The sequence below is a fragment of the Amycolatopsis cynarae genome (assembly GCF_026802195.1).
GTDB classification, from domain to species: Bacteria; Actinomycetota; Actinomycetes; order Mycobacteriales; family Pseudonocardiaceae; genus Amycolatopsis_E; species Amycolatopsis_E rhizosphaerae.
The window spans coordinates 3,082,013-3,106,922 of the sequence record NZ_CP113836.1; the positions used below are offsets into that span (position 1 = coordinate 3,082,013).

The 24,910-nt window shown below is 71.2% G+C and carries 30 protein-coding genes; 21 read left to right on the forward strand and 9 right to left on the reverse strand.

The window, feature by feature from the left end:
• Positions 1 to 42: 42 nt before the first annotated feature.
• Positions 43 to 1,218, forward strand: coding sequence for an MFS transporter (locus ORV05_RS14710; RefSeq protein ID WP_268759052.1), 1,176 nt, complete (start codon positions 43 to 45; stop codon positions 1,216 to 1,218).
• 45 nt (positions 1,219 to 1,263) lie between these two features.
• Here the strand turns inward: ORV05_RS14710 and ORV05_RS14715 are convergent, their stop codons facing one another.
• Positions 1,264 to 2,748 carry a bifunctional aminoglycoside phosphotransferase/ATP-binding protein gene (locus ORV05_RS14715; protein WP_268759053.1) on the reverse strand — a complete coding sequence of 495 codons (1,485 nt, stop codon included), beginning with the start codon at positions 2,746 to 2,748 and terminating at the stop codon, positions 1,264 to 1,266.
• Between the two features lie 134 nt (positions 2,749 to 2,882).
• Between ORV05_RS14715 and ORV05_RS14720 the strand changes: the two genes are divergently transcribed.
• The gene (locus tag ORV05_RS14720; protein WP_268759054.1) at positions 2,883 to 3,407 is read left to right on the forward strand and encodes a flavodoxin domain-containing protein; all 525 of its coding nucleotides are present in this window, start codon (positions 2,883 to 2,885) and stop codon (positions 3,405 to 3,407) included.
• Between the two features lie 18 nt (positions 3,408 to 3,425).
• Here the strand turns inward: ORV05_RS14720 and ORV05_RS14725 are convergent, their stop codons facing one another.
• Positions 3,426 to 4,082 (reverse strand): response regulator, encoded by a 657-nt coding sequence (locus tag ORV05_RS14725; RefSeq protein ID WP_144588581.1) that lies wholly within the window; start codon positions 4,080 to 4,082, stop codon positions 3,426 to 3,428.
• A gap of 102 nt (positions 4,083 to 4,184) precedes the next feature.
• Complete coding sequence (locus ORV05_RS14730) at positions 4,185 to 5,183, reverse strand: zinc-binding alcohol dehydrogenase family protein (protein ID WP_268759055.1); 999 nt, start codon at positions 5,181 to 5,183, stop codon at positions 4,185 to 4,187.
• A gap of 131 nt (positions 5,184 to 5,314) precedes the next feature.
• On the opposite strand from ORV05_RS14730, the gene ORV05_RS14735 reads away from it, so the two are divergent.
• Both ORV05_RS14735 and ppk2 read left to right on the forward strand, forming a co-directional pair.
• Positions 5,315 to 6,217: a universal stress protein gene (locus ORV05_RS14735; RefSeq protein ID WP_268759056.1), complete on the forward strand. Its 903-nt coding sequence runs from the start codon at positions 5,315 to 5,317 to the stop codon at positions 6,215 to 6,217.
• Positions 6,217 to 7,014 (forward strand): polyphosphate kinase 2, encoded by a 798-nt coding sequence (gene ppk2, locus ORV05_RS14740; RefSeq protein ID WP_268759057.1) that lies wholly within the window; start codon positions 6,217 to 6,219, stop codon positions 7,012 to 7,014. Before ORV05_RS14735 ends, ppk2 begins: the two co-directional genes overlap by 1 nt.
• Positions 7,015 to 7,035: 21 nt before the next feature.
• Here the strand turns inward: ppk2 and ORV05_RS14745 are convergent, their stop codons facing one another.
• Positions 7,036 to 7,686: a TetR/AcrR family transcriptional regulator gene (locus tag ORV05_RS14745; protein ID WP_268759058.1), complete on the reverse strand. Its 651-nt coding sequence runs from the start codon at positions 7,684 to 7,686 to the stop codon at positions 7,036 to 7,038.
• A 121-nt stretch (positions 7,687 to 7,807) separates the two neighbouring features.
• Here ORV05_RS14745 and ORV05_RS14750 point away from each other — a divergent pair, with 121 nt between their 5' ends.
• Entirely contained in the window at positions 7,808 to 8,941 is a 1,134-nt protein-coding gene (locus tag ORV05_RS14750; RefSeq protein ID WP_268759059.1) for an FAD-dependent oxidoreductase, read from the forward strand.
• Between the two features lie 15 nt (positions 8,942 to 8,956).
• On the opposite strand, the gene ORV05_RS14755 is transcribed toward ORV05_RS14750, so the two are convergent.
• Positions 8,957 to 10,096, reverse strand: coding sequence for a site-2 protease family protein (locus tag ORV05_RS14755; protein ID WP_268759060.1), 1,140 nt, complete (start codon positions 10,094 to 10,096; stop codon positions 8,957 to 8,959).
• Positions 10,097 to 10,279: 183 nt separating this feature from the next.
• On the opposite strand from ORV05_RS14755, the gene ORV05_RS14760 reads away from it, so the two are divergent.
• The 3 genes from ORV05_RS14760 (at position 10,280) to ORV05_RS14770 (ending at position 11,792) form a co-directional block, all read left to right on the forward strand.
• Positions 10,280 to 10,546, forward strand: a complete 267-nt coding sequence (locus ORV05_RS14760; RefSeq protein WP_268759061.1) for a DUF1876 domain-containing protein — start codon at positions 10,280 to 10,282, stop codon at positions 10,544 to 10,546.
• A 115-nt stretch (positions 10,547 to 10,661) separates the two neighbouring features.
• The gene (locus ORV05_RS14765; protein ID WP_268759062.1) at positions 10,662 to 11,084 is read left to right on the forward strand and encodes a pyridoxamine 5'-phosphate oxidase family protein; all 423 of its coding nucleotides are present in this window, start codon (positions 10,662 to 10,664) and stop codon (positions 11,082 to 11,084) included.
• A 99-nt stretch (positions 11,085 to 11,183) separates the two neighbouring features.
• Positions 11,184 to 11,792 (forward strand): DUF2231 domain-containing protein, encoded by a 609-nt coding sequence (locus ORV05_RS14770; protein WP_268759063.1) that lies wholly within the window; start codon positions 11,184 to 11,186, stop codon positions 11,790 to 11,792.
• Between the two features lie 6 nt (positions 11,793 to 11,798).
• Here the strand turns inward: ORV05_RS14770 and ORV05_RS14775 are convergent, their stop codons facing one another.
• A complete protein-coding gene (locus tag ORV05_RS14775) occupies positions 11,799 to 13,523 on the reverse strand; it encodes a sensor histidine kinase (RefSeq protein WP_268759064.1) in 1,725 nt (574 codons plus the stop codon).
• Between the two features lie 185 nt (positions 13,524 to 13,708).
• Here ORV05_RS14775 and ORV05_RS14780 point away from each other — a divergent pair, with 185 nt between their 5' ends.
• The 8 genes from ORV05_RS14780 to ORV05_RS14815 all read left to right on the forward strand — a co-directional run bounded on the left by ORV05_RS14780 (position 13,709) and on the right by ORV05_RS14815 (position 19,154).
• Positions 13,709 to 14,701 carry an Acg family FMN-binding oxidoreductase gene (locus tag ORV05_RS14780; RefSeq protein ID WP_268759065.1) on the forward strand — a complete coding sequence of 331 codons (993 nt, stop codon included), beginning with the start codon at positions 13,709 to 13,711 and terminating at the stop codon, positions 14,699 to 14,701.
• Positions 14,698 to 15,639 carry an Acg family FMN-binding oxidoreductase gene (locus tag ORV05_RS14785; protein ID WP_268759066.1) on the forward strand — a complete coding sequence of 314 codons (942 nt, stop codon included), beginning with the start codon at positions 14,698 to 14,700 and terminating at the stop codon, positions 15,637 to 15,639. The genes ORV05_RS14780 and ORV05_RS14785 overlap by 4 nt, the downstream gene beginning before the upstream one ends.
• Positions 15,640 to 15,641: 2 nt before the next feature.
• Positions 15,642 to 16,469 carry a universal stress protein gene (locus ORV05_RS14790; RefSeq protein ID WP_268759067.1) on the forward strand — a complete coding sequence of 276 codons (828 nt, stop codon included), beginning with the start codon at positions 15,642 to 15,644 and terminating at the stop codon, positions 16,467 to 16,469.
• Positions 16,470 to 16,571: 102 nt separating this feature from the next.
• Positions 16,572 to 16,730: a hypothetical protein gene (locus ORV05_RS14795; protein WP_268759068.1), complete on the forward strand. Its 159-nt coding sequence runs from the start codon at positions 16,572 to 16,574 to the stop codon at positions 16,728 to 16,730.
• Positions 16,727 to 17,179: a hypothetical protein gene (locus tag ORV05_RS14800; RefSeq protein WP_268759069.1), complete on the forward strand. Its 453-nt coding sequence runs from the start codon at positions 16,727 to 16,729 to the stop codon at positions 17,177 to 17,179. Before ORV05_RS14795 ends, ORV05_RS14800 begins: the two co-directional genes overlap by 4 nt.
• Positions 17,179 to 18,408 (forward strand): NRAMP family divalent metal transporter, encoded by a 1,230-nt coding sequence (locus ORV05_RS14805; RefSeq protein ID WP_268759070.1) that lies wholly within the window; start codon positions 17,179 to 17,181, stop codon positions 18,406 to 18,408. Before ORV05_RS14800 ends, ORV05_RS14805 begins: the two co-directional genes overlap by 1 nt.
• Before the next feature lie 9 nt (positions 18,409 to 18,417).
• Positions 18,418 to 18,810 carry a hypothetical protein gene (locus ORV05_RS14810; protein ID WP_268759071.1) on the forward strand — a complete coding sequence of 131 codons (393 nt, stop codon included), beginning with the start codon at positions 18,418 to 18,420 and terminating at the stop codon, positions 18,808 to 18,810.
• A complete protein-coding gene (locus ORV05_RS14815; protein ID WP_268759072.1) occupies positions 18,807 to 19,154 on the forward strand; it encodes a hypothetical protein in 348 nt (115 codons plus the stop codon). Before ORV05_RS14810 ends, ORV05_RS14815 begins: the two co-directional genes overlap by 4 nt.
• Before the next feature lie 3 nt (positions 19,155 to 19,157).
• Here the strand turns inward: ORV05_RS14815 and tenA are convergent, their stop codons facing one another.
• The 3 genes from tenA to ORV05_RS14830 are packed head-to-tail and all read right to left on the reverse strand — an operon-like array spanning position 19,158 to position 20,873.
• A complete protein-coding gene (gene tenA / locus ORV05_RS14820) occupies positions 19,158 to 19,826 on the reverse strand; it encodes a thiaminase II (RefSeq protein ID WP_268759073.1) in 669 nt (222 codons plus the stop codon).
• Positions 19,827 to 20,486 carry a thiaminase II/PqqC family protein gene (locus ORV05_RS14825; RefSeq protein ID WP_268759074.1) on the reverse strand — a complete coding sequence of 220 codons (660 nt, stop codon included), beginning with the start codon at positions 20,484 to 20,486 and terminating at the stop codon, positions 19,827 to 19,829.
• Between the two features lie 30 nt (positions 20,487 to 20,516).
• A complete protein-coding gene (locus tag ORV05_RS14830) occupies positions 20,517 to 20,873 on the reverse strand; it encodes an STAS domain-containing protein (RefSeq protein WP_268759075.1) in 357 nt (118 codons plus the stop codon).
• 132 nt (positions 20,874 to 21,005) lie between these two features.
• Between ORV05_RS14830 and ORV05_RS14835 the strand changes: the two genes are divergently transcribed.
• Genes ORV05_RS14835 through ORV05_RS14855 form a run of 5 tightly spaced genes read left to right on the forward strand, consistent with a single transcriptional unit; the run spans position 21,006 to position 24,910 of the window.
• On the forward strand, positions 21,006 to 21,875 hold the full coding sequence (locus ORV05_RS14835; RefSeq protein WP_268759076.1) for an STAS domain-containing protein: 870 nt from the start codon (positions 21,006 to 21,008) through the stop codon (positions 21,873 to 21,875).
• A complete protein-coding gene (locus tag ORV05_RS14840) occupies positions 21,875 to 22,249 on the forward strand; it encodes an STAS domain-containing protein (protein ID WP_268759077.1) in 375 nt (124 codons plus the stop codon). The genes ORV05_RS14835 and ORV05_RS14840 overlap by 1 nt, the downstream gene beginning before the upstream one ends.
• Positions 22,246 to 22,665: an anti-sigma regulatory factor gene (locus ORV05_RS14845; protein WP_268759078.1), complete on the forward strand. Its 420-nt coding sequence runs from the start codon at positions 22,246 to 22,248 to the stop codon at positions 22,663 to 22,665. Before ORV05_RS14840 ends, ORV05_RS14845 begins: the two co-directional genes overlap by 4 nt.
• On the forward strand, positions 22,662 to 23,657 hold the full coding sequence (locus ORV05_RS14850; RefSeq protein WP_268759079.1) for an ATP-binding protein: 996 nt from the start codon (positions 22,662 to 22,664) through the stop codon (positions 23,655 to 23,657). Before ORV05_RS14845 ends, ORV05_RS14850 begins: the two co-directional genes overlap by 4 nt.
• Positions 23,654 to 24,910, forward strand: a complete 1,257-nt coding sequence (locus ORV05_RS14855; protein ID WP_268759080.1) for a PP2C family protein-serine/threonine phosphatase — start codon at positions 23,654 to 23,656, stop codon at positions 24,908 to 24,910. The genes ORV05_RS14850 and ORV05_RS14855 overlap by 4 nt, the downstream gene beginning before the upstream one ends.

Here is a 24,910-nt window from a genome sequence, read left to right on the forward strand (position 1 = left end):
GACAGTCATTGAATAGTGTGATATCGGTTGTATAGTTCGACTGTGATCGCAACTAAGAACTGGGTCGGGGTCTGGCTGTTGGCTCTTGGGACCTTCGTCGTTGGCACTGACGCGCATTCGGTTGCCGGGCTCCTTCCGGACATGGCTGCTTCCTTGCGGAGCTCGGTGTCTGTCGTGGGGCAGTCGGTGACGGTGTTCGCGATCGCCTATGCCGTGTCGTCTCCGACATTGACGGTGATGCTGTCCACGCGCGGGCCGCACACCGTCTTGACCACCGCTCTGATCCTGTTCGCCGTCGGCAACATCGCCACGGCAGTCTCGCTTGGTGTGCCGTCGTTGTTGATCGGCAGGGTCGTCGCCGCCGCTGGCGCGGCGCTGTTCACCCCAACCGCAGGCGCTGTGGCCGTCGGGCTCGTCGGCACGGCGCGACGCGGCACGGCGCTTGCCATCGTCACCGCAGGCGCATCCAGCGCGCTCGTTCTGGGCGCTCCCGCCGGGGCAGCTCTTGCGGCCGTCACGAGCTGGAGAGTGACACTGCTCGTCATCGCTGTGCTCGGCGTGCTCGTTCTTCCCGTGCTCCGATTCGTGCCGACAGAGCACCACACCGGTCAACCCTTGGCGCAGCGATTCTCGGTCCTGCGCACACCCCAGGTTCGGACCACGCTCGGCGTCTCCCTGCTGGCATTCGCTGGTGTGTTCGTCCCGTACACCTACATGAGCCAGGCATACAGCCCTCTGATCGCGGTCGTGCCCGGCGGGATCAGCATCGTGCTGTTGATGTTCGGACTGACCTCGGTCGTAGGCGCACTGTCCTCGGGCCCACTCGCCGACCGAGTGTCAGCGCGGTGGATGGTCGTCGCAGCAACCGGCGCCCTCGCGGTCGTCGATGCGGCAGCAGTCGCTGGCCGAGGGGCGCCCGCCCTCCTCGCGGTGACGTTGCTGCTGGCCGGCTACCTGTCGTGGTCGATCCTCGCCCCGCAACAGCAGCAGCTCGTGACACTCGCACCGGATCACGCGGCGGTGTTGATCTCGTTCAATGCCGCCGCCGGATACCTTGGGATCAGCCTCTCGGGCGTCGTCGGAGGAGTTGCGCTCGGGGCCATCGGGCCTGCTCGATTCACGCTGGTGGCGTGTGTCCTCCTCGCGTCAGCCGCACTCTGGCGGTCCCTCCCCGTCGAGCGAACCCACAAGGCGACGACCAGGAGACCAACGCGATGAGCCAGGCCGCGTCGACGTAAATCTCCGCGTCAGACGCGCCGGAGGTTATTCGAGGTAGGCGAGGGCTTGGGCGAGGGAGTCCTGGACGGTGCCCGCGGTGAAGATGGTGTGCGCGTCGGGCCAGGGGTGCAGGTTGGCCGCCATGTGCCGCGCCACCTCCGGCGTCGCGTCCGAAATCGACGACGTGCGCTTCGCGAGCCGGTTGGCCGTGGTCACTTCCGGCGCCCAGCACCGCAGCGGCACCAGCCTGCTGTGCGTCGCGGTCGCGGTCCTGGAGATCTCCAGGCGCCGTTCCGCCGAGGACCACGACGCGTCGAGCACGACGCTTTCCCCGAGGGACAGCAGTTCCTGTGCGCGCCGGTTGAGCTCGGCGTAGGTCTGCTCGGTGTGCGCCGGGTCGTACAAACCCTGTTCGTACTCGGCGGCGGCGCTCTGCTCCGGGTCGATGCCCGCCAACTCCTTGCGGATCCGGTCGGACCGCAGCACGGCCGCACCGAGCCGGTCGGCGATCTCCCCCGCCAGCGTGGACTTGCCGGAGGCGGGCAGGCCGCCGACCAGGACCAGTTTCACCTGCCCGGCCCGCAGGTGCCGCAGAGCCAGATCCGCGTACTTGCGGGCGAGCGCGGCGGCGGGCTCGTCGCCCTGGCCGTAGCGCAGGCACGCCACCTTGGCCCGGACGAAGGCCCGGTAGGCGACGTAATGGTGTCGCAGGGCCGGGGGCGCCGGGTCGCCGGAAAATTCGATGTAGCGGTCGAACAGCAACTCGGCGAGTTCGGGTGCGCCGAGCCGTTCCAGGTCCATGGCGAGGAAGGCGATGTCGTCGAGCCCGTCGACCGAGCGGAGGCGGGGATCGAATTCGAGGCAGTCGAGCACGCGGGGACCGTCGTCGAGGCAGAACACGTCGTCGGCGAGCAGGTCGCCGTGGCCGTCGACGATCCGGCCGGTGGTCATCCGGCGCCGGAACAGGGCTTCCCGGCCCGCGAGGAACTCCTCGGTGAGCCGTTCGATTTCGGCGGCCTGACAGGGGTCGAGCACCGCGCCGTGGAACGGGCGCACCTGGGCGAAGCTGTCCCGCCAGCGGTCGCGGATCGCGTCGCGGGAACCCTGCACGGTGATCTCGTCGCCGCGCCCGGCCCCGGAGTGGAAGTGGGCCATCAGCCGGGCCAGGTCGTGGATCGTTTCGTGCAACGGGGCGTCCTGGCGGACCAGGGTGGACAGGCGGCGGCATTCGGGCATGCGCCGCATCACCACCAGGTGGTCGCAGGGCTCGCCGTCCGGGCCGGTGACGTCCGCGACGCCGAGGTAGACATCCGGGGCCAGGCGGCGGTTGAGGGCCACCTCCTCGTGGCAGAAGTGTTCCCGCTGCTGCCGGGTGGTGAAGTCGAGGAAGCCGAAGTCGACCGGTTTCTTCAGCTTGTAGGCCCGGTCACCGACCAGGAAGACCGCGCCGATGTGGGTTTCGCGAACGCTCGTCCATTCCTGCTGTCCGGAGAGGGTGGGCAGGTCCGTGACCGTCTCGGTTCGCCGCATGGGGCCATCATCGTGACGGCCCGCGAAGGGCAAAAAGGGCCGTAGGTCACCGGGGCAGGGCCTCTAGGCCTCTCACCCCGGGCCCCGCCGCGGGAGCACGCTGCGAAACGGGCCCCCAGGGAGGAAGGTGCGCCATGAAGGTACTCGTCGCCGTCGCCAGCAGACACGGGGGCACCCGGGAGATCGCCGAGGAGATAGGCCGGGAAATGCGCTGGAGTCTCGGCGAACACAGCGACGTCGCCGTCCATCCGGTGACCGAGGTGGGCGGGGTGTCCGGCTACGACGCGGTGGTGCTGGGCAGTGCCGTCTACATGGGACACTGGCTGACCGCGGCCACGGATTTCGTGCACCGCAACCGGGAAGAACTGACCATGGTGCCGGTGTGGCTGTTCTCCAGCGGCCCGGTCGGCTCGCCGCCGCGGCCCGAGCAGGACCCGCTGGAACTGGGTGCGCTGCGCCGCCTGATCCGGGCACGGGAACACCGCCTGTTCGCCGGGCGGATCGACCGGCACCGGCTGGGACTGGCCGAGCGTGCCCTGCTCGCCGCGCTGCACGTGGCCGACGGCGACTACCGCGACTGGCAGGACATCCGCTCCTGGGCACGGCGCATCGCCGCGATGCTGCCGGCCGGGGCCGAACGGGTCGGGGAACCGTCCTGAGCACCCCGGCCGCCGGGGTCAGGACTCCTGGTTGCGGGCGGCGCGGTTTTCGCGCATCTTCGTGGCCAGCACCGCGGCCTGGGTGCGCCGTTCGAGGCCGAGCTTGGTCAGCAGGCGGGAGACGTAGTTCTTGACGGTCTTTTCGGCCAGGAACATCCGTTCGGAGATCTGCCGGTTGGTCAGGCCCTCGCCGATCAGGTCGAGCAGCGTGCGCTCCCGTTCGCTCAACCCGGACAGCGGGCCGGTGTCGGTGGCGTCGGCCCGCAGCTTCGCCATCAGGGTCGCGGCGGCGCGGTTGTCCAGCAGCGACCGGCCCGAGCCGACCTCGCGCACCGCCGACACCAGTTGCAGCCCCTGGATGTCCTTGATCACATAGCCGCCCGCGCCGGCGAGGATGGCGTTGAGCATGGCTTCTTCGTCGGTGTAGGAGGTGAACATCAGGACGTTGAGATCGGGCAGCTTCGACCGCAGGTCCCGGCACAGCTCGATCCCGTTGCCGTCGGGCAGCCGGACGTCCAGCAGCGCCACGTCCGGGCGCAGGGCGGGGATGCGGGCCAGCGCCTGTGCGGCGGTCGGGGCTTCACCGACGACGGTCAGCTCCGGATCGGCTTCCAGCAGATCGGCCACGCCACGCCGGACCACCTCGTGGTCGTCGACCAGAAACACCTTGATCAAGGTTCTCACCTTCCGCGAATCGAATAGGTCCAGGCTAGATCGTGATCGGCCGTGGCGGTGCGCCGACGGTCCCCGATCGTAGGGACCAAGGTCCACAATCGATCAAGGCACCAGCACCGCGGCCCCGTTGACCCGGTCCGCGGCGAGGTCGGCCAGTGCGGCGTCCGCGCTCTCCAGCGGGTAGGGCGTGGTCACCACCTGCAGGTGGTGTTCCGCCGCGAAGTCCAGGAAATCGCGCGCGTCGGCGCGGGTGTTGGCGGTGACGCTGCGCAGCTGTCGTTCCTGGAACAGATGTGCCTGGTAGTTCAGTGCCGGGATGTCGGTGAGGTGGATACCGGCGACGGCGAGGGTGCCGCCCCGGTCGAGTGCGGCCAGCGCGGGGGGCACCAGGTCGCCGACGGGGGCGAACAGGATCGCCGAGTCCAGCGGTTCCGGCGGTGCGTCGGCGGCGTCCCCGGCCGAGGCGGCACCGAGTTCGAGTGCCAGCCGCCGGGCCTGTTCGCTGCGGGTCATCACGTGCACGGTGGCGCCCTGCGCGAGCGCGACCTGCGCGGCGAGATGCGCGCTGGCGCCGAAGCCGTAGATGCCCAGGCGGCCGTGGGCGGGCAGCCAAGCCCGGCGCAGGGCCCGGAACCCGATGATCCCGGCGCACAGCAGCGGTGCCAGTTCCGTGTCGGGATAGCCCGGCGGCAGGCGGTGGGCGTAGGCGGCGGGCACGGTGGTGAAGTCGGCGTACCCGCCGTCGGCGTCCCAGCCGGTGTAGGTGGAGTACGGGCAGAGGTTTTCCGCGCCGCGTCTGCAGTAGGCGCACTTCCCGCAGGTGCCGCGCAGCCACGCGATCCCCACGCGGTCGCCCTCGGCGTACCCGGTGGTCCCGGCGCCGAGCGCGGCCACCTCCCCGACCACTTCGTGGCCGGGCACCACCCCGGGCCGGTGTACCGGCAGGTCGCCCTCGACCACGTGCAGGTCGGTTCGGCACACCCCGCAGGCCAGCACCCGCACCAGCAGTTCCCCGGGGCCCGGTGCGGGCACCGGTTCCTCACGGCGGGTGAACTTGCGCACGCCGGGTTCCCCGGGCAGGTCCACTCGCCAGGCACGCATCAGGCCACCTCCCGCATCGCCTCGCGAGGAGAGCCTGCCCCACCCGGCGGGGGAAGAGAAGAGCACAACGGCCCACCGGCTGGGGACCGGGGGCCTTGTCCGGCGCGGGTGCCGCCGGGGACAGTGTGTTCATGACGGACACGGCAGCACACCACCAGATCATTGTCGGGGTGGACGGCTCGGTCTCGGCGCTGCACGCGGTGCGCTGGGCGGCGCGGGAAGCCGCGCGACGCCATCTGCCGCTGCGGCTCTACCACGCGTGCGTGCTGCCGCCGGCGGCGCCGCACGTGGCGAAGGAGAGCCGCGATGGGGTCGTCGAGGGCCTGATCGAGCAGGGGCACGAGTGGTTGCGCGCGGCCGAATGGGAGGCCCGTGACCTCGCACCGGCGATCGAGGTACACCGGGAACTGCGGGTCGGCACCGCCTCGGCGCTGCTGATCGACCAGTCGCGGCACGCGCGCCTGGTCGTGCTGGGCTCGCGCGGGCTGGGCGGTTTCGAAGGGATGCTGGTGGGCTCGGTGTCGGTCGCGCTGGCCGCGCACGGGCACTGCCCGGTGGTGGTGGTCCGCGGGCACACCCCGCAGGACCCGCCGCCGGAGGGCGGGCCGGTCCTGGTCGGCGTGGACGGCTCGCCGGTCAGCGACGCCGCGGTCGCGTTCGCCTTCGAGGAGGCCTCCCTGCGGGAGGTGGGGCTGGTGGCCGTGCACACCTGGACGGACATGTCGGTGGGGGAGACGTGGTCGGTGCTGCCGTTCGACATCGACTACGACGCGGTCGCCGAGGACGAACGGCGCCTGCTCGCGGAGCGGATGACGGGCTGGCGGGAGAAGTACCCGGATGTGTCGGTGCGGGAAGTGGTGCTGCGGGACCGGCCGGTGCGCGGCCTGCTCAAGGAGGCCGAGAGCGCGCAGCTGATCGTGGTGGGTTCCCGCGGCCGCGGCGCGATGACCGGCATGGGACTCGGGTCGACCAGCCAGGCCCTGCTGCATCACAGCGTCTGCCCGGTCGCGGTCGTGCGCCCGGCGGTGCGGTGATGGCCGACAGACTGCCCCGCAAGGTCTACGAGCAGGAACTGGCCCGGTTGCAGGCGGAACTGGTAGTGCTGCAGGAGTGGGTGCGGGCCGAGCGGAAACGGCTGATCGTGGTCTTCGAGGGCCGGGATGCGGCGGGCAAGGGCAGCACGATCAAACGGGTCGCCGAATACCTCAACCCGCGGGTGGCGCGGATCGTCGCGCTGCCCCGCCCCGGCGACCGGGAGCGGACCCAGTGGTACTTCCAGCGTTACGTCGAACAGCTGCCCGCGGCCGGGGAGATCGTGCTGATGGACCGCAGCTGGTACAACCGCGCCGGGGTGGAGTGGGTGATGGGGTTCTGCACCGCGGACGAGCACCGACGGTTCCTGCACCAGTGCCCCATCTTCGAACGGTTGCTGGTGGAGGACGGGATCCTGCTGCGCAAGTACTGGTTCTCCGTCAGCCCGGACGAACAGCAGCGCCGGTTCCAGGCGCGGCTCGAAGATCCGATGCGCCGCTGGAAGCTGTCCACAATCGACCTCGAGTCCATCTCGCGGTGGGACGACTACTCACGGGCCAAGGACGAGATGATCCTCTACACCGACATCCCGGAGGCACCGTGGTCCATTGTGGACAGCGATGACAAGCGGCGCGCGCGGATCAACATGATGGCGCACCTGCTGTCGTCCATCCCGTACCGGGAGGTTCCGCTGCCGAGGCTGCAGGTACCGGAGCGGCCGGAAGGCACCGGGTACCGGCGGCCGGAAAAGAACCCGGGCAACTACGTGCCCGACCACGCGGCCACGCTGTTGCCCTGAAGGCGCGGGCGGGGTCCTGGCCTACTTTCCTTGAGCCTCTGGAGGACTTGAGGGCGCTTCGCTCCGGGCGAGTGCGCCCCAGCCGTGTTCGAGGAGGTCGAAGGCCCGGGTGATGGCCTGGCGGGGGTCGTCGTGGCCGTAGGCCGCGCGGGGGGCTTCGAGGGCGAAGTGGGCCATGGCGGTGCACGCGGGGTCGCCCGCGTCGAGGCCGCTCTCCTCGGCGATGGCCTGGGCGAGTGCGGTGGCGTGGCGCAGCCACATGTTCTGGGCGTACTCGCGCAGTGCGGGGGTGCGGGCCACCAGGCTGGTGAAGGCGGCGAAGCGGGCGTCGCCTTCGGCGGTGGCCAGCCGGGTGGTCAGGGCGTGTTCCCGTAGTGCGGCGGGGAGGGACTGGCCATCGGGCCGCTCGCGGACGGCGGCGAGCAGGCGGGCCTCCTGGTCGGCGTCCTCGTCGAAGACGAGGGCTTCCTTGACCGGGAAGTGCTTGAACAGCGTGGTGGTGGACACGTCGGCGGCGTCCGCGATCTCGCGAATGCCGACCTCGTCGTATCCGCGCTCCAGGAACAAGCGCAGCGCGGCGTCGGCGATGGCCTGCCGGGTCGCGGCCTTCTTGCGCTCGCGGCGCCCCATCCTCGCAGGACCCGTCGTGGTGTCGGTCGTGGTGCTCGGCATGCCGACACTCTACCCCTTTGGTTGACCAGGTTAAAAAGTTGAGCTGTTGCACTTATTAGACGAGTGTGGTTTTTTGGATAGTGGCCGCGGCACCGCGGCGCAGAACGAACGGAGCACCACCATGAACACCACCGCCGCACCCCGCATCGCCATCATCGGCGCCGGCCCCGGCGGCCTGACCTGCGCTCGCATCCTCCAGCGGCACGGCATCGCCGCCGCCGTCTACGACCGCGAGACCGGCCCCGACGCCCGCAACCAGGGCGGCACTCTCGACCTGCACGCCGACAACGGCCAGATCGCCCTGCGTGAAGCCGGTCTCTTGGAGGAGTTCTTCCGGCTGGCCCGCCCCGAGGGCCAGGAAATGCGCCAGCTGGACCCGGCAGGCGCGATCCTCTTCCACCACGTCCCCGAGGACGGTGAGCGGTTCAAGCCGGAAATCGATCGCGGCCAGTTGCGCGACCTGCTGCTCGATTCGCTTCAGCCCGGCACCGTGCGCTGGGGCCATGCCCTGCGGGCCATCAGTGGCCCCGAGGAAGGGCCCCGGCGGCTGCACTTCGCCGACGGCTCCACCGTCGAAGCGGACCTCGTCGTCGGCGCTGACGGTGCCTGGTCCAAGGTCCGCCGCGTCCTTTCCCCGGCCGTCCCCGAGTACAGCGGCGTGAGCTTCCTGGAGGCCTGGTTCCACCGCGTCGAGGACCAGCACCCCGAGATCGCCGAACTGGTCGGCCAGGGCGGCGCCGCGGCGGCCGACGGCGACCGCGGCCTGTTCGCCCAGCGCAACAGCGGCGACCACATCCGCGCCTACCTCATCCAGCGCGTCCCGATCGACTGGATCACCGCCGCCGGGCTCACCCCCCAGGACACCGGCGGTATCCGTGCCCTCCTCCTGGAGCGCTACCGCGACTGGTCACCGCGCCTGCGCCGGCTGATCACCGACAACGACGGCCCCTACGTCGACCGCCCGATCTTCGCCCTGCCCGTCCCGCACACCTGGGGGCACAACCCCACGGTGACCCTCCTCGGTGACGCCGCCCACCTCATGCCCCCGCTCGGTGTCGGCGTCAACCTAGCCATGCTGGATGCCTGCGAACTCGCTCTCGGCCTCGCCCGCCACGACACCGTCGACGACGCCGTCCACGCCTACGAGCAGACCATGCTGCCCCGCTCCACGGAGATGGCCCGGCTCCTCGACGGTGCGGCCGAACATCTGCTGTCCACCCGGTTACCCGACTTCGCTGCCGACGGCACCCACTGAGCGCCCCCGGCCCGGTCAGGCGGGCACGTTGTGGTCCTGACCGCGCAGCGCGGCCAGTTCCAGTGCCCTGGCGAGGTCCTCGGAGCTGATCGTGCCGGCGAGCCTGCCCTGTTCGACCACCAGCAGCAGATCGGTCCCCGGGCGGAGCGAGACCTTGGTCAGCAGATCGGCCACCCGCTCGCCGGCGTCGACCAGTTGCGGCGGACGGCAGACGTCGGAGAGCCGGGTGACCAGCCGCTGGTCGGGGCTCATCCTGGCCAGCTCGGCCAGGCTCACCACGCCGATCGGCCTGCCGTCGAACGACAGCACCGGGAACAGCCGGTGCCGGACCGTGCCCGCGGTCTGGTCGAGGAAGCCCTGCACGGTGAACCAGCCCGCGGCGGGCACCGGGTGCGGGTCCATGATCGCGCGGGCGCGAAGGTCGCCGAGCCGCCGCCGGGCCAGTCCGCCGGTCAGCTCCGCCTGCGCGGCACCCATCAGGAACCAGCCCAGGAAGGCCAGCCACAGGCCGGTCCACTGGCCCAGCAGGAAGGTCTCGGCCAGGCCGAGCGCGATGAACAGCACGCCGAGGACCTGGCCCACCTTCGCGGCGATGGCCGCGGCGCGGGCCCGATCACCCGTGAAGTGCCACACCGCGGCGCGCAGCACCCGTCCGCCGTCGAGCGGGGCGCCGGGCAGCAGGTTGAACACACCCAGGATGAGGTTGGTGAGGCCGAGCCAGCCCAGACCCGACAGCGCCAGCGGGGGGAGCACGGCGGCGGCCAGGTAGGCGCCGCCGAGGAAGAGCCCCCCGAGCAGCAGGCTGATCGCCGGACCGGACGCGGCGATCAGCAGATCGGCCTTGGCGCTGGGCGGCTCGCCCTCCAGTTCGGCCACGCCCCCGAGCATCCACAACGTGATCCGCTTGACCCCCATGCCGTGGTGCCGGGCCAGCACGGCATGGGTGAGCTCGTGCGCCAGCAGGGAGACCAGGAAGAACACCGCGGTCAGTGCCCCGGTGATCCAGTACCAGCTCCCGGCATAGCCGGGAGCCGCGGCCGGCAGGACGGAGGCCCCGAGCAGCCAGGAGATCAGGGCGAGCACGATGACCACCGACCAGTGCGCCCCCACCGCGACACCGGCGTAGCGGCCCAGCGGGATCGTTGTGCGGAACATGACACGATCGTGCGCCCGGCGGCCCGGTCGTCCGTAGGGCCGAAGTTCCTCACCCGGCGGGTCCAACTCCGCCGAAGTTCCCCGCCACGCAGGGCCGACGGGGCCCGCGGTTCGGGGACTTTCTGCCCTTCTACCGCACCGGGGCCGCCCGCAAGGTGGGTAAGGGAGAACGGAGGCCCAACCATGCAGGAAAAGCAGTGGAAGATCGAAGTCTTCATCGACGAACACGAGAACCGCACCCGCGCCAGGGCCCGCCTGCACAATCCGGACGAGACCGGGCTGGTCGGGGTCGGCACGGCCCGGCTGAACCCGGCCGACGCGAACGTGCCGGAGATCGGTGACGAACTGGCGGTGGCCCGTGCCCTGTCCGACCTCGCGCACCGCCTGCTCGACGCCACGGCCGACGACATCGAGGCGATCACCCACGAAAAGGCCCACCTCACTCGTTGACCGGGGCGCGTGACGGCGAGGAGGTCCAGACCGGGGACTTTGTACCCTAGGCGCGGCCGGGGCCCGCGGCGATGATGTCGGCCGTGTTGTCGAACTTTCCCCGGGCGGTGCGCGGATGACGCCCCGCCGGTTCCAGGAGCTCAGCCGCGAAGAATCCCTCCGGCGCCTGGGCAGCGTGCGGGTCGGCCGGATCGTGTTCAGCCACCAGGCGCTGCCGGCGATCCGGCCGGTCAACCACCTGGTCGACGACGGCCAGGTGATCATCCGCAGTCACGCCGGTGCCGCGCTCATGTCGGCACTGGACACCGTGGTCGCCTACGAGGCCGATTTCGTCGCCGAGGGAGACCGGATCGGCTGGAGCGTGATCGTGACCGGGGTCGCCCGCCGGCTGAAGGCGCCCGAGGCCATCGCCCGCTACGAACGGCTCCTGCAACCGTGGGTGCCTGATGAGATGGCTCACGTCATCCGCATCCAGCCGGAACTGGTCACCGGGTTTTCCCTGGAAGAGTGCGAACAGGGTGAACCGGGCGCAGCCTGACGCACACTCTGGGTGGATTTGCCCGGTTCTCCTCCAAGAATCCTCCCAGATTCCCACGGCACTCTGTGTCGTGTCTCGATCACCGAACTGGGAGCTTCGATGCCTTTCCTGATTTCCGGGGTGCCATTGCACGTGCTGGCCGTGCACGCCGTCGTCGTGCTGGTGCCGCTGGCCGTCCTCGCCACGGTGATCATTGCCGTCTGGCCCGCGGCACGTCGTCGCTTCGGCTGGCTCGTGGCGGGCCTGACCCTGCTGGCCACGGCCTCCATCCCGGTCGCCACGGAAAGCGGTGAGGACCTGCGTGACCGCCTAGCCACCACCGACCTGATCCGCGCGCACGCCCACCTCGGCGACCAGCTACTGGTGTTCGTCGCCGGTCTGCTCGTGGTCACCGTCGCCCTGATGTGGTTCGACCGCCGCAACACCAAGGCCCCGGCAGGCGACATCGAAAACGGCACCGGCGGCACCGGGGGCACCGGCGGCGGCACCGCCACGGCGACGGCCACGGCGACGGCGGCCACGGCGACCAAGCCGATCAAGGCGCTCGTCCCGGTGCTCAGCGTGCTCGTGGTCGCACTGGCCGTGGTCTCGGCGGTGCAGGTGGTCCGCATCGGCGACTCCGGCGCCAAGGCGGCCTGGTCGGGCACCCAGTACACCGCGCCGCAGCACCACGGCGGCCCGGGCGAGGGCGACGGCGACGGCGACTGACGCCCCTCAGGAGACGGGGGCGGCCCAGAACACCCGGCAGCCCCCGCCTTCCGGCTTCTCCACCACGAACTTCCCGCCCACCTCATCGGCCCGCTCGGCGAGGTTGTGCAGACCACTGCGCGCGACCGCCTCGGGCAGTCCCACCCCGTTGTCGGTGACGTCGATGCTCAGGTCGTCGTCCACCGACACCGTCACCATCACCTTGCTCGCCTTCGCGTGCCGGACCGCGTTGCTCAGCGCCTCCCGCACCACCGCCTCGGCGTGGTCGGCGAGTTCGGGGGAGACCACCCCGACCGGCCCCGACACCCGCACCGTGGTCTGCAGGCCAGCCTCGCCGGTGATCTCGGCGATCACCTCGTGCAGCCGCTTGCGCAACTGCGTGGTGCCCTCCAGCCCGCCGTGCAGGTCGAAGATCGCCGTGCGGATCTCCGCGATCACGCTCTGCACGTCGTCGATCATGTCGGCCAGCCGCCGCTGCGTGTCGGGCGAACGGCTGCGCAGATGCGTGCTCTGCAGGGCAAGGCCGTGCGCGAACAGCCGCTGGATGACGTGGTCGTGCAGATCCCTGGCGATGCGGTCGCGGTCGGACAGCACCTCCAGTTCGAACAGCCGCCGCTGGTCGTCGGCCAGTTGCAGGGCGAGCGCGGCCTGGTCGGCGAAGGACGCGGCCAGCGGCAGCTGCCCCGGGTCGAAGGGCTCGGCGCCCGCGCGCCGCAACGCCACCAGCACACCGGACACGGTGTCCGCCGAGGCGCGCAGCGGCAGGAGCAGCACCGGCCCGAACTCCTCGTCCAGCCCCGCGGCCAGGTCGTACCGCAGGCTGTCCGCCTGCCGGGGAACCGCGTCGCGGAACGCCTCGCCACAGCTGGACCCCTCGACCGGGATCTCCCGGCCGGTGAGGACGTCCGCGTTCAGTCCCGCGCACACGGTCACCACGAGGGTGTCCACGATGTCCGACGGCAGTTCCGGGTCGTCGGGCTGGGCCAGGAAGGCGTAGTCGGCGCCGGTGAGCGCGAGCGCGCGGTTGGCGATCAGGTGCAGCACGTCGACCGGATCCGCGGCGCCGAGCAGCTCCGCGCGGATCTCGCTGGTCGCTTCCTGCCAGCGCTGGCGGCGCTTGGTCTCCTCGTACAGGCGGGCGTTCTCCACGGCGATACCGGCCGCCGCGGCCAGCGCCTGCACCACCACCTCGTCGTCCTCGGTGAACGGCTGCCCGCCGGCCTTCTCGGTCAGGTACAGGTTGCCGAACACCTCGCCCCGCACCAGTACCGGCACACCCAGGAACGAGTTCATCGGCGGGTGGTTGGGCGGGAAGCCGGCCGAGGCGGGGTGCCGGGCGAGATCCGGCAGGCGCAGCGGCTTCGGTTCCTTGATCAGCAGGCCGAGCAGCCCATGGCCCTCCGGCAGGTGCCCGATCTCCGCGCGGGCCTGCTCGTCGATGCCCTCGTAGACGAACTCGGCGAGCCCCTCGCCGTGCGCGTTGAGCACACCGAGCGCCCCGTAGCGGCAGTCGACCAGCTCGATCGCGGCGTGCACGATGCGCCGCAGCGTGGCGTCCAGTTCCAGTCCCGCGGCGACCGCGAGCATCGCCTCCAGCAGGCCGTCCATCTGGTCCCGCGCGCTGACCAGCTGTTCCACGCGGTCCTGCACCTCGCTGAGCAGTTCGCGAAGGCGCAACTGCGACAGCGTGCCGCGCAACGAGGGTTGATCGACGTCGTCTTGTGAAGACATGCCGCCAGCTTCGCATCGGCACGGGGTGACACGCCAGGTCGAAGTAGGCGACCCCACGTTTGACGAGGACCGGACCCCGGCGGAGCGAAGAGCACAAAGACCCGGGAAGTCGGGACACCGGCCCCTGCCCGGTCGCGGGTGGCCTGGCGAGGCTGAACACCAGGAACTTGACCGTGGGAGCACCGATGACCACCTACCCGCTCGCCGGGGACCCGATCGCGCTGGCCCTGGAGGCCGCCGTGAGAGCCCCCTCACCCCACAACACGCAGCCCTGGCGTTTCGAGATCGCCGCAGACCGCATCGACGTGCTGCTCGATCCCGACCGGGTGCTGCCGGTGGCGGACCCCGACGGCCGGGAGGCGCGGTTGTCCTGCGGGGCGGCGATCCTCGACATCCGGCTGGCGCTGCGGGCGGCCGGGAGGACCACACAGGTGCACCTGCTGCCGGACCGGGACCGCCCCGACCACGTGGCCACGGTGATCCTGGGTGCCGCCCACCGGCCCACCTCCGAGGACCGGGCGCTGGCCCGCGCGATCGCCTTCCGCCGCAGCAACCGCCGCCCGTTCACCGACCGCGCCGTGCCCCAGTGGATCCGCCAGGCCCTCGTCGGGGCCGCGGCCGAAGAGGGAGCGGAACTGGTGCTGCTGGAACGTCCGGCCGATCTCGACGCCCTGGCCGCGCTGCTGCGCCACGCCGAGTACCTGCAGAGCGAGGACCCCGGCTTCCAGGCCGAACTGCACCGCTGGACCGCCGGTGACGCGCTGCGGGAGGACGGTGTGCCCGCGGCGGCGGGCGGTCCCCGACCCGCGCCCGGCAGCCTGCTGACGCTGCGGCACTACACCGTCGCGGACTCCGCTCCCGAACGCCGGTACGAACGGGACCCGCTGGTGGCGGTGCTCGGCTCCTACACCGACACCCCACTGGCACAGCTCCGCACCGGGCAGGCCATGCAGCGGGTGCTGCTGACCGGCACCACGGCCGGGGTCAGCGCGTCGTTCCTGTCCCAGCCGGTGGAGATCGCCACCACCCGAACCTCGCTGGGCCGCCTGGTGGGTGACCGGACACGGCCGCAGGTGGTGCTGCGGTTCGGCTACGGCTTCACCGCCCCGGCCACGCCCCGCCGTCGTCCCGAGGCGATCACCCAGCCGAAGAACCAGACCGAGGAGGTCGCGCCATGACCTGGTCCAGCACCGAGGTCGGTGTGCTCGCGCGCGCGGTGAGCCGTGCGCCATCGGTGCACAACACCCAGCCGTGGACGCTGGAGGCCCGCGCGGACGCGGCCGACCTCTACGAACGGTTCGAAGTGACACTGCCGCGGCACGACCCGACCGGCCGGGACCGGGTGATCTCCTGCGGCGCGGCGCTGGCCAACCTCGAACTGGCCATCCGGACGCTGGGCTGGGACGTGGCGGTTTCGCTGTTCCCCGACCAGCGGCGGCCCGATCTGGTCGCCCGGATGACCGCGATCGGGCGCAAGGAGGCGACCGGCCGCGAAGTCGACCAGTACTCGGCGATCTTCCGCCGCGAAAGCTACCGGGCGCCCTTCAGCCTCCACCAGATCCCGCCGCACAGCCTCCGGGAACTGGCCGAGTCGGGCGGCACTCCCGGCACCGAGGCGCGCCCCATCGACCGGCGTGGCGAGTCGGGCGCACTGGCCGAACTGCTGGGCTACGCGGGCGAGGTGCTGCACGACGACCGGGCCTACCAGCGAGAGCTCGCCGCCTGGTCGGCGCAGTTCCCCGAGCCGTTCCGCGACGTGTCCACACTGCCGTGGACCGGTCTGGTGCGCGACGCCACGCATCTGCCGGACACCATCACGCTCACCGAGCGGCTGATGGCCGAGGGCCTGCTGGTGGTCCTGACCAAGGACGACACCCGCCGCGACCACCTCAGCGCCGGCATCGCCATGGAGCGGATCTGGCTGACCGCGATCACCCACGGCCTGGTCGGTTCGGTGCTGACCCAGCCCCTGCACCTGCCCGAGGTGCGCTCGGGCCTGATCGAGCGGCTCGGCCTGCCCGGTTATCCGCAACTCATCCTGCGTCTCGGCTACCCGGTCACCGCCACGCCGGCGGCCGCACCCGCCGCGATCGCGGCCCGTCCCGAGGAGTCCTGAACGTGGGCCACGACGAAACGGTCCTGGTGGGGGTGGACGGTTCGCCGTCGTCACTGGACGCCGTGCGCTGGGCGGCGGCCGAGGCCGCCCGACGCGGCGCGGCACTGACCCTGCTCTACGCCTGCGCCGTACCGTCTCCCGAGCCGTACACGCCGGTCAAACTGCCCCGCAGTTACGGTGACGCGCTGCTGGACCAGGGCCGGGAGCGGCTCGAGGAGGCCAAGAAGGCCGCCGAGCACACCGCCGCCGTGCCGGTGCGCACCGACCTGAGGACCGGGCAGCCCGTCGCCGAACTGGTGCGCGCTTCGGAGACGGCGGACCTGGCCGTGCTCGGCTCACGCGGGCTGGGCGGGATCACCGGACTGCTGCTCGGCTCGGTGGCCGTCGGGCTGGCCACGCACGGGCACTGCCCCGTCGTCGTGGTGCGGGGCGCGGTCCCCGAGGACGGCCCGATCGTGGCCGGAGTGGACGGTTCCCCGCTCAGCGACGCCGTTCTCGGCTTCGCCTTCGCCACGGCCGCCGCGCGCGGTGTCCGGCTGATCGCGGTCCAGGCACTGGCTTCCGCCGACGACGAAGAGGACCTGACGCCCCGGCTCCAGCCGTGGAAGGCGAAGTACCCGCGGGTCGAGGTGTCCCAGCGGCTGGTCGAAGACCGCCCGGTGCGTGCGCTGCTGCACGCTGCGGAAGGCGCCCAGCTGATCGTGGTCGGCTCCCGCGGGCGCGGCGGGTTCGCCGGGACCGGCCTGGGCTCCACCAGTCACGGCGTGCTGCACCACGCCGAATGCCCGGTGGCCGTGCTGCGGCCGGAGACCGTGCCCGGACGAACCTGAGCGAAGGTTCCGAAGTGGAACGTTCTGACGACTACTGTCGGTGAACGGGTGGCGGTTTGACGAGGACCAGATGGGGTACTCCGGCGCCTGGAGGGTTGCGTCATGCTGCAGACCGCGGGACTGGACCTGCTGATCGCCTGGTCGATCTTCTTCGCCCTGCTCGGCGTTCTGGCGTTTCTGCTCCTGCGGCACGTCTCGCACCCGCTCGACGACGTACTGTTCCACGAGAAGGACCGCAGGAAGCGGGACGACGGGAAATGAGCCCGCCGCCCGCCCGCGGCCCCGCTCTCGCCGCGCTGCTCGCCGTCACCCTCGGCGGCTGCGCCGGGCCCACCGTGACCACGGACCAGTATCGCGGCAAGGTGGTCCAGACCGCCAAGGCGATGAGCAGCATCATCGTCACCGCACAGCGCGCGGCGCGCCTGGACCTGCAGGGCAGGATGCTGCACACCGTCACCGACACGGTGGTCAGCGATTCCGAACAGGACGCGAGCTCGGTCCAGACCACCATCGAAAGCCGCCAGCCGCCGCAGGACGAGTCCGCCGATGCGCTGTGGCGCCGGATCGACGCACCGGTCCGCGACACCACCCGCCTGCTCACCGAACTGCGCATCGCGGTCCGGCGGAACGACCGCACCGCCCAGCAGGCCGCGGCCGACGCGCTGTCCGCTCCGCTCGACGCGTTCCGCCCGCTGTCCCAGGTGGACTGATGAAGGGCTTGTTCAACCTGGCCCTGGGCGTGATGACCGCGATCGGCGGGTTCGTCGACATCGGCAACATCGTCACCAGCGGGATCACCGGGGCCCGCTTCGGCATGACGCTGGCCTGGGCGGTGGTGCTCGGCACCGTGATCATGGTGCTGTACGGGGAAATGGCGGGCCGGGTCGCCGCCGTGGGGCACCGTGCGCTGTTCGACGTGGTGCGCGAACGTCTCGGCGTCCGGTTCGCACTGGTCAACCTCGCCGCGTCCACCGTGTTGTCCCTGCTCACCCTCGCCGCCGAAATCGGCGGTGTGGCACTGGTGCTGCAGTTGTTCACCGGCGTGAACTACGTGATCTGGGTGCCGCTGGCCGGGGCGGCGGTGTGGCTGGCGATCTGGCGCCTGCCCTTTCCGGTACTGGAAACGGTGTTCGGCCTGCTCGGCCTGGCCCTGCTGGTGTTCGCCGCGGCACTGGTCCTGCTCCCCACGGACTGGTCCCGGCTGGGGAGCGAGATGATCCATCCCGCCGTGCCCTCCGGCGAGGCGTGGCCGACCTGGCTGTTCTACGCGATCTCCCTGCTGGGCGCCTGCATCGTGCCCTACCAGGTGGTCTTCTTCTCTTCCGGCGGCAGGGAGGAAGGCTGGTCGGTGGCGGACATGCGTCGCGCCCGCGCCAACACGCTGATCGGGTTCCCCCTGGGCGGCGTGCTCAGCCTGGCGATCATGGCCGCGATGGTGCCGGTGCTGCGGCCGGACTCCGTCGACGTCAAGCACCTGGGGCAGGTGGCGCTGCCCGTCGCCCAGGCATTCGGGGTGCTCGGCCTGATCCTGACCTTCATCGGCTTCGCCGCCTGCACCTTCGCCGCGGGTGCCGAATCCGCGCTCTCCCTCGGCTACAGCGTGTCACAGTACTTCGGCTGGTCCTGGGGCAAGTGGCGCCGCCCGGCCGACGCGCCCCGCTTCCACCTGGTCTGCCTGACCGGCACGATCGCGGCGACCGCGTTCATGCTCACCACCATCGACCCGATCACCGTCACCATCGTGTCGGTGGTGCTGGGCGCGGCCGCGATCCCGCTGACCTACCTGCCGCTGCTGGTGGTCGCCAACGACCGTGAATACATGGGCCGCTACGTGAACAAACGGTGGCAGAACGGTCTGGCGATGCTCGCGCTGCTGGTGATGGTCGTCGTCTCGGTCGTGACCCTGCCCCTGATCTTCGCCACGAAGGCGGGCCAGTAAGGAGCGGACATGCAGCGTGAGACCGACATCGTCACCGCCAACGAGATGGTGTGGGACCGGCAGATCTTCGACCGCGACGGCCGCGAGGTCGGCAAGGTCGACGACATCGAGCTGGACGTGCCCGCCGACGGGGGCCCGCCCGTGGTGACCGCCCTGCTGTGCGGCCCGACCGCGCTCGGACCCCGCATGGGAGCCCGGATCGGAACCTGGTGGAGCGCCGTCGGACGCCGCATGCGCCCCGGCGACGACCCGTATCCGGCACGCATCCCCATCGAGAAGGTGGCGAAGTTCGACCGGCGCCGCGTGCGGCTGCGGGTCGCCGCGTCGGAACTGCCCGTCGACCACATGCGGGAGTGGACCAGGCGGCACATCATCGAGCGCATCCCCGGGGGACGGCGATGAGGGGGGCCGAACTGATCGGCTGCCGGGTGCTCGACCCGCGGGGCCGCGATGTGGGGCGGGTGCACGACCTGGTGTTCCGGCACGAGCACCCCGGAGACGAAGACGACGCCCCGCGGTTCGAGCTGGCCGGGCTCGAATGCGGCAAGGCCGGTATCGGCGACCGCCTCGGCTACACCCGTGACGCGATGGCCGGGCCGTGGCCGCTGACCGCGCTGTTCCGCTGGCTGGGCCGCCGCTCCCTGTTCGTGCCATGGACAGAAGTGTCCACAGTGGATCGTCCCCGCATCCGCATCCGCTGCGCACGCGAACAACTGCGGCCCTTCGTCGAGGTGGAGGACTCGTAGGTCCTACCGCGGCCAGGTTTCGCGGCGCCAGGCCATCTCCCAGAACGCCAGTTCGTAGCGGCTGCTGGCGAGGAAGATCTCGCGCAGCCGCGCCTCGGCCGAGGGTGGCAGCCCTTCGCCGATCCGGTCGGTGAGGTCGCGCAACCACTCGACCAGCGCGGTGAATTCCGCCGAGGAGTACATCGCGATCCAGCGGGCGTAGGCAGACCGCGCGGGTGCGGCCCGCCCCGCCAGGCTCAGCCCGATCTCGTTGAACCCCCACATGCACGGCAGCAGCGCGGCGAGCAGGTCCGCGAAATCACCGACGGCCGCGCTGCGCAGCAGGAAGTCGGTGTAGCCGCGCGTGGTGGGGGAGGGCACCTCACCGGCGAGTTCGTCCGGGGTGATGCCGAACTCGGCGGCATAGGCGCGGTGCAGGTCCATCTCCTCGTGCAGCGTTTCGTACCCCAGATCGGCGAAACGGGTCATCGTGGCCAGGTCGGGAGAGCGCGCGGCGGCCAGGGCCAGCAGCCGCGCGTACTCGACGAGGAACACGTAGTCCTGCCGGAGCCAGCACCGGAACCGCTCCTCGCCGAGCGTCCCGTCCCCGATGCCCAGCACGAACGGATGTTCGTGCTGGGCCTGCCAGATCTTCGCCGCCGCGGCCCGCAACCGCTCACTCAGGCCCGGCATTCACAGACCTTCCGCGAGCGCGTCCCAGAAGGACAGCTCGAAGGACTGCAGCAACCGGGTCGCGCGGCGCGCGAGGACCGGGGAATCCCCCTCCGCGAGCCCCTGCTCGATCACCGCCAGCGCGTGGTCTTCGAATCCTTTCGCGGGTGCGGCGAAGAACTCGAAGAATCCCACCGCTTCCTCGCTTGCGCCGTAGGTTTCGCGCAGTGCGGCGGCCACCGTGCCGCAGTTGCTGCCCCACGCGGCGAGATTCGCGACGAACGCCAGTGCGACCGCCGACCGCGAACCGTTGAGGGCGAGCCACGCGACGTAGGCCGGATAGGCCTGCGCGCCGGGATGGGGCTCATGGGCGCGAAGATCCTCCTCGCCCAGGCCGAGCCACGCGGCCAGCGTGCCCAGCCTGCCCAGCGCGATCCCTTCCCCCTCGGCGAGACCGAGGAAGAAGTCCCCCGCGGGGCCTGCCGGGAACCGTGTGGCGAGCTGCGCGAAACTGCGCCGGTCGCTGTACACGATGCCGTACTGCTCGGCGGCCAGCGCCCGCAGCCGCTCGTGGGGCACGGCACCCGTGGCCAGCAGGGTGAGAAAGCGATGATCGCTGATCGCGTTGGCGGTCGCCTTGAGCTCCCGCCGGGTCTGTGCCACCAGATCCGCCGCGCGCATTGCCTGGCCCCCCGTTTCCCTTGCCACGACCTAGTTTTCGGCCTTGATCGTGAACGCACCGGTCAGGCCGGTGAGTTCGAGGATGCGGTGGGCGTACCGGTTCACGTTCTCCAGCACGATCGCCGTTTCGTGCTCCTCCGCCCGGGCTCGCGCCCGCACCAAAGCGCTGAGGCACGCCGAATCGAAGAAGGACAGCTCGGCGAAGTCCACCACCAGCCGGTCCACCCCCTTGTCCAGCAGTTCCAGGACCGCCTCGTCGAGCCGTCCCGCTTCGGCGTGGTCGATCTCGCCGAACAGCCTGATCCGGCCCACCTCCGTTCCGTCGTCCGTCTCGACCCGGGTGATCGTGGTGCCGGCGCCGCGTCCGATCGTCCCGTCGTTTTCCATACCTTTCCCTCCCGTGCCCTTGACCGGGCCCCCTGCGGTTGTCCTCCGGCGCCCGGTGCCCTAGCTTGGCCGCGAAGCGGAAAACACATCCGGCGGACCACACCGGGCCGCGGCGCTGGAAGCATGGGAGCAATGACCGCAACCTCAGACCGGGAGACCACTGCCATTGTCGGTGACTTTCTCGGACGGCGCAGAGAAAGCATCGTCACCGAATGGTCCGGTGTTCCCTTCTTCCAGATCGGCGGCGCCGACTACGAGCAGGCCGTTCTCGACGGCGGCGAGGTGCTGACCGGACTGCGGCGCGCCGTGCTGGCCGGCGACGCGGGCAATCCGGCGGGTGAAGGCTTCAGCGATCTGCGCACTCTGCTCGAAGCCCTTGCGGCGCAACAGGATCACGATTCGACGCTGATCACGCAGACCGCCAGGCAGATGGCCGCACTGAAGGACCCGCTGCTGCGGATGTGGTCCGAGGAAAACCTCGGACCCGACGAGCGGACCGAGGGTGCAGTGCTGCTGAGCAGCGCAGTGGACACCCTCGGTCTCATCCTGCTCGACGCGGCGCTGACCGCGGGCCGCGACACCATCGCCAGCCAGCGTGAGCAACTGGCCGAGCTGTCCACCCCGGTGATCAAGCTGTGGGAGGGCGTCCTGGCCATCCCGCTCATCGGCACCCTCGACAGCATGCGCAGCCAGGTCGCCACCGAAAGCCTGCTGCAGGCGATCCTCGACCAGCAGGCCCGGGTCGCGATCCTGGACATCACCGGGGTGGCGACCGTGGACACCATGGTCGCCCAGCACCTGCTGAAGACGGCGCTGGCCGCGCGGCTGATGGGCGCCGAGTGCGTGATCAGCGGTATCCGGCCCCAGATCGCGCACACCATGGTGCAGCTCGGCATCGATCTCGACGAGGTGGCGACCCGCGCCCGCCTGGCCGACGCGTTCCACTACGCGCTGACCCGGCTCGGCCTGTCCGTCGTCAGCTCGGGACCCGGCGTCGTCTGATGTCCGGCGTCCCCGTCATCAACCTGCACGGCGTGCTGCTGGTCACCATCCAGGACGAGCTGCTGGACTATTCGGTCACCGAACTGCAGCAGCAGATCACCGAGCAGGTCGTGGAGCACCAGGCCCGCGGGGTGCTGATCGACATCTCCGTCCTCGACGTGGTCGACTCGTTCCTGGCCAAGACACTGCACGACATCGCCGCCGCCACCTCGCTGCTGGCCGCCAAGACCGTCGTGGTCGGGATGCGCCCCGCCGTGGCGATCACCCTGGTCGAGCTCGGGCTCATGCTGCCGGGACTGCGCACCGCACTGTCCGTGGAGGCCGGGCTCGCGCTGCTTCCCCACGACGACCCGGCCAGGACGGAACTGCGGTGACACGCGTTTCGCCCACGAACATCGTGGCGATCAAGACCGAACCCGACATCGTGCTCGTGCGCCAGGCCGCGCGGGAAGCCGCCGTGACCGCGGGCTTCAGCCTGGTGCAGCAGACCAAACTGGTCACCGCCGCCAGCGAACTGGCCCGCAACGCGCTGGTCTACGGCGGTGGTGGGCAGGCCGAGATCGTGGTCGAGGAGACCGGATCGACCAGCACGGTCCGGCTGACCTTCGTCGACTCCGGTCCCGGCATCCCGGATATCGAGCTCGCCCTCACCGACGGCTACACCACCGGCTCCGGCCTCGGCCTCGGCCTCGGCGGGGCGCGACGGCTGGCGGACCGGTTCCGCATCGAGTCCGTACCCGGCAAGGGCACCCGCATCGAGCTGTCCCTGTCGACCCGCCGCAAGCCATGATCCGGGCCGATCTGGTCGTCTCCGAGGACAGCCACGTGGGCCGGGCGCGGCGGCTGGCCGCGGCGGCCGCCCAGCGGGCCGGGCTGCCCAGCGCGCAGGTGCATCGCGTCGCCCTCGCCGCCACGGAACTGGCCACGAACCTGATCAAGCACGCCACCCGGGGCGTGTTCACCGCCGTGATCGCGCCGGACCGCCTTGACCTGCTGGCCGCCGACCGCGGTCCCGGTATCGGCCGCATCGACCAGAGCATGCGGGACGGGTTCTCCACCACCGGCACGCTCGGCACCGGGCTCGGCGCCATCCGGCGCGCCGCCGACGACTTCGACATCTACTCGATGACCGGGCGCGGCACCGTGCTGCTCGCCCGCTGGCGCACCGGGCGTCCGCCCCCGCCGGGGCTCCGCATCGGGGCGGCACGCCTGACCGCGCCGGGGGAGACCGCCTGCGGGGACATGTGGGCCGTCGCCACCGGTGACGGCACGGTGACGGTCGGGCTGAGCGACGGTCTCGGCCACGGCGAAGCGGCGGCGACGGCCAGCCAACTGGCCGTCGACACCCTCGCTTCCCATGCGGGGCTGCGCCCGGCCCGTATTCTTGGGGCGATGCAAACCGCCCTGACCCGCACCCGTGGCGCAACGGTCGCCGTCGCGCAGTTCGCCACCGGGGAGGGCCGCCTACGGTTCTGCGGCATCGGCAACATCTCCGCCCGCGGCTACGCCCGCCCCGGCGCCCCGGCGCAGCGCCTGCTGTCGCGGCCCGGGATCGTCGGCGCGGCCAACGCGGGCAGCCCGCCGGACACCGTGGACTCCTGGTCCGCGCGCAGCTGGCTGCTCCTGCACACTGATGGCGTGTCGGACCGATGGAGCATCGAGGAATCGCCCGGGCTGCTCAGTCGTGATCCCGCCGTCGTCGCCGCCTGGATCCTCGGGCAGTACGGCCGCGGCCGGGACGACGCGTGCGTGCTGGCGGTCACCGGGGACGGTGCCCGATGAGCGACTGCCGGGAGCACGACGGGGCGATCCAGGAACTGCGGAAGGTCATCGAGCGGCAGCGGCGGGAACTCGAAATGCACCGGTCGGAACTCGCCCAGACCAATGCGGGGCTGCTCGCCCTGCACACGGAGGTGGAGCGCCAGCGGCAGCGGTCGGCGTTCCTCGACGAGGTCAGCCGGACCGTCTCGGCCTCCCTGCTCGGCAGGGAGGTGGCGGAGGCGCTCGTCCGGCTCGTCCAGCGTGAAGGCGTGGCCTCCTCCGCGGCGGTCTGGATCCTCGGTGACGACCACCGGCTGACCCGGGAACCGCGTAACGGCACCGTGCCCGGCCAGGACGTCAAACGCGTGCTGACCACCCGCCGGCCGGTGACCGCCCCCGGCCGGCTACTGGTCCCGCTCGCCGTCGGGCCGAACCTGCTCGGTGTGCTCGAACTCCGCCGCGGCGAGCCCGGATTCGCCGAGGACGACCTCGCCTTCGCCTCCGCGGTCGCCGCCCGCGCCGCCGTCGGCCTGCGCAACGCCAACGAGTACGAGCGGGAACGGGAACTGGCCGAACGCCTCCAGATGGCCATGCTGCCCACCCTCGAGCACCCCGAGGACCTGCGGCTGTCCGCCCGGTACCTGCCCGCCGCCCGTGGCGTCAACGTCGGCGGCGACTGGTACGACGCCTTCACCCGCGCCGACGGCAGCACGGTGCTGACCGTCGGGGACGTCACCGGGCACGGGCTCGACGCCGCGGTGATCATGGGAAAACTGCAGAACGCACTGCGGGCCTACGCCGCCGAAGGGCACGGCCCCGCGGAAACCCTGCGGCTGACCCACCACCTGCTGCGCGGCTGGCGGAGCCCGCTGCTGGCCACCGCGGTGGTGATCGACCTGGACGTGCGCACCGGGCGGGTTCGCTGGGCCAACGCGGGGCACCTGCCCGTGCTCGTCGCCGGCCACGAAGGCGCCGTGCGGCCCCTCGACGAACCCAGCGCCCCACTGATGGGCGTGCCGTTCGACTTCGAAATCCGGGAGTACGACACGCTCCTGCGTCCGGGCGAGACCATCCTGCTGTACACCGACGGCCTGGTCGAACGCCGCGGGCTGTCCATCGACACCGGCCTGGACCGGCTGTCCGGCGTGTTCCGCGCCGCCGCCACCCTGGGCCCGGACGAGGCCGGTGACCGCATTCTCGGTGAGATGCTGGGCGCCGACGAGCACGACGACGATGTCTGCCTTCTGCTGTGCCGGTGGGCCACCCCGGCCTGA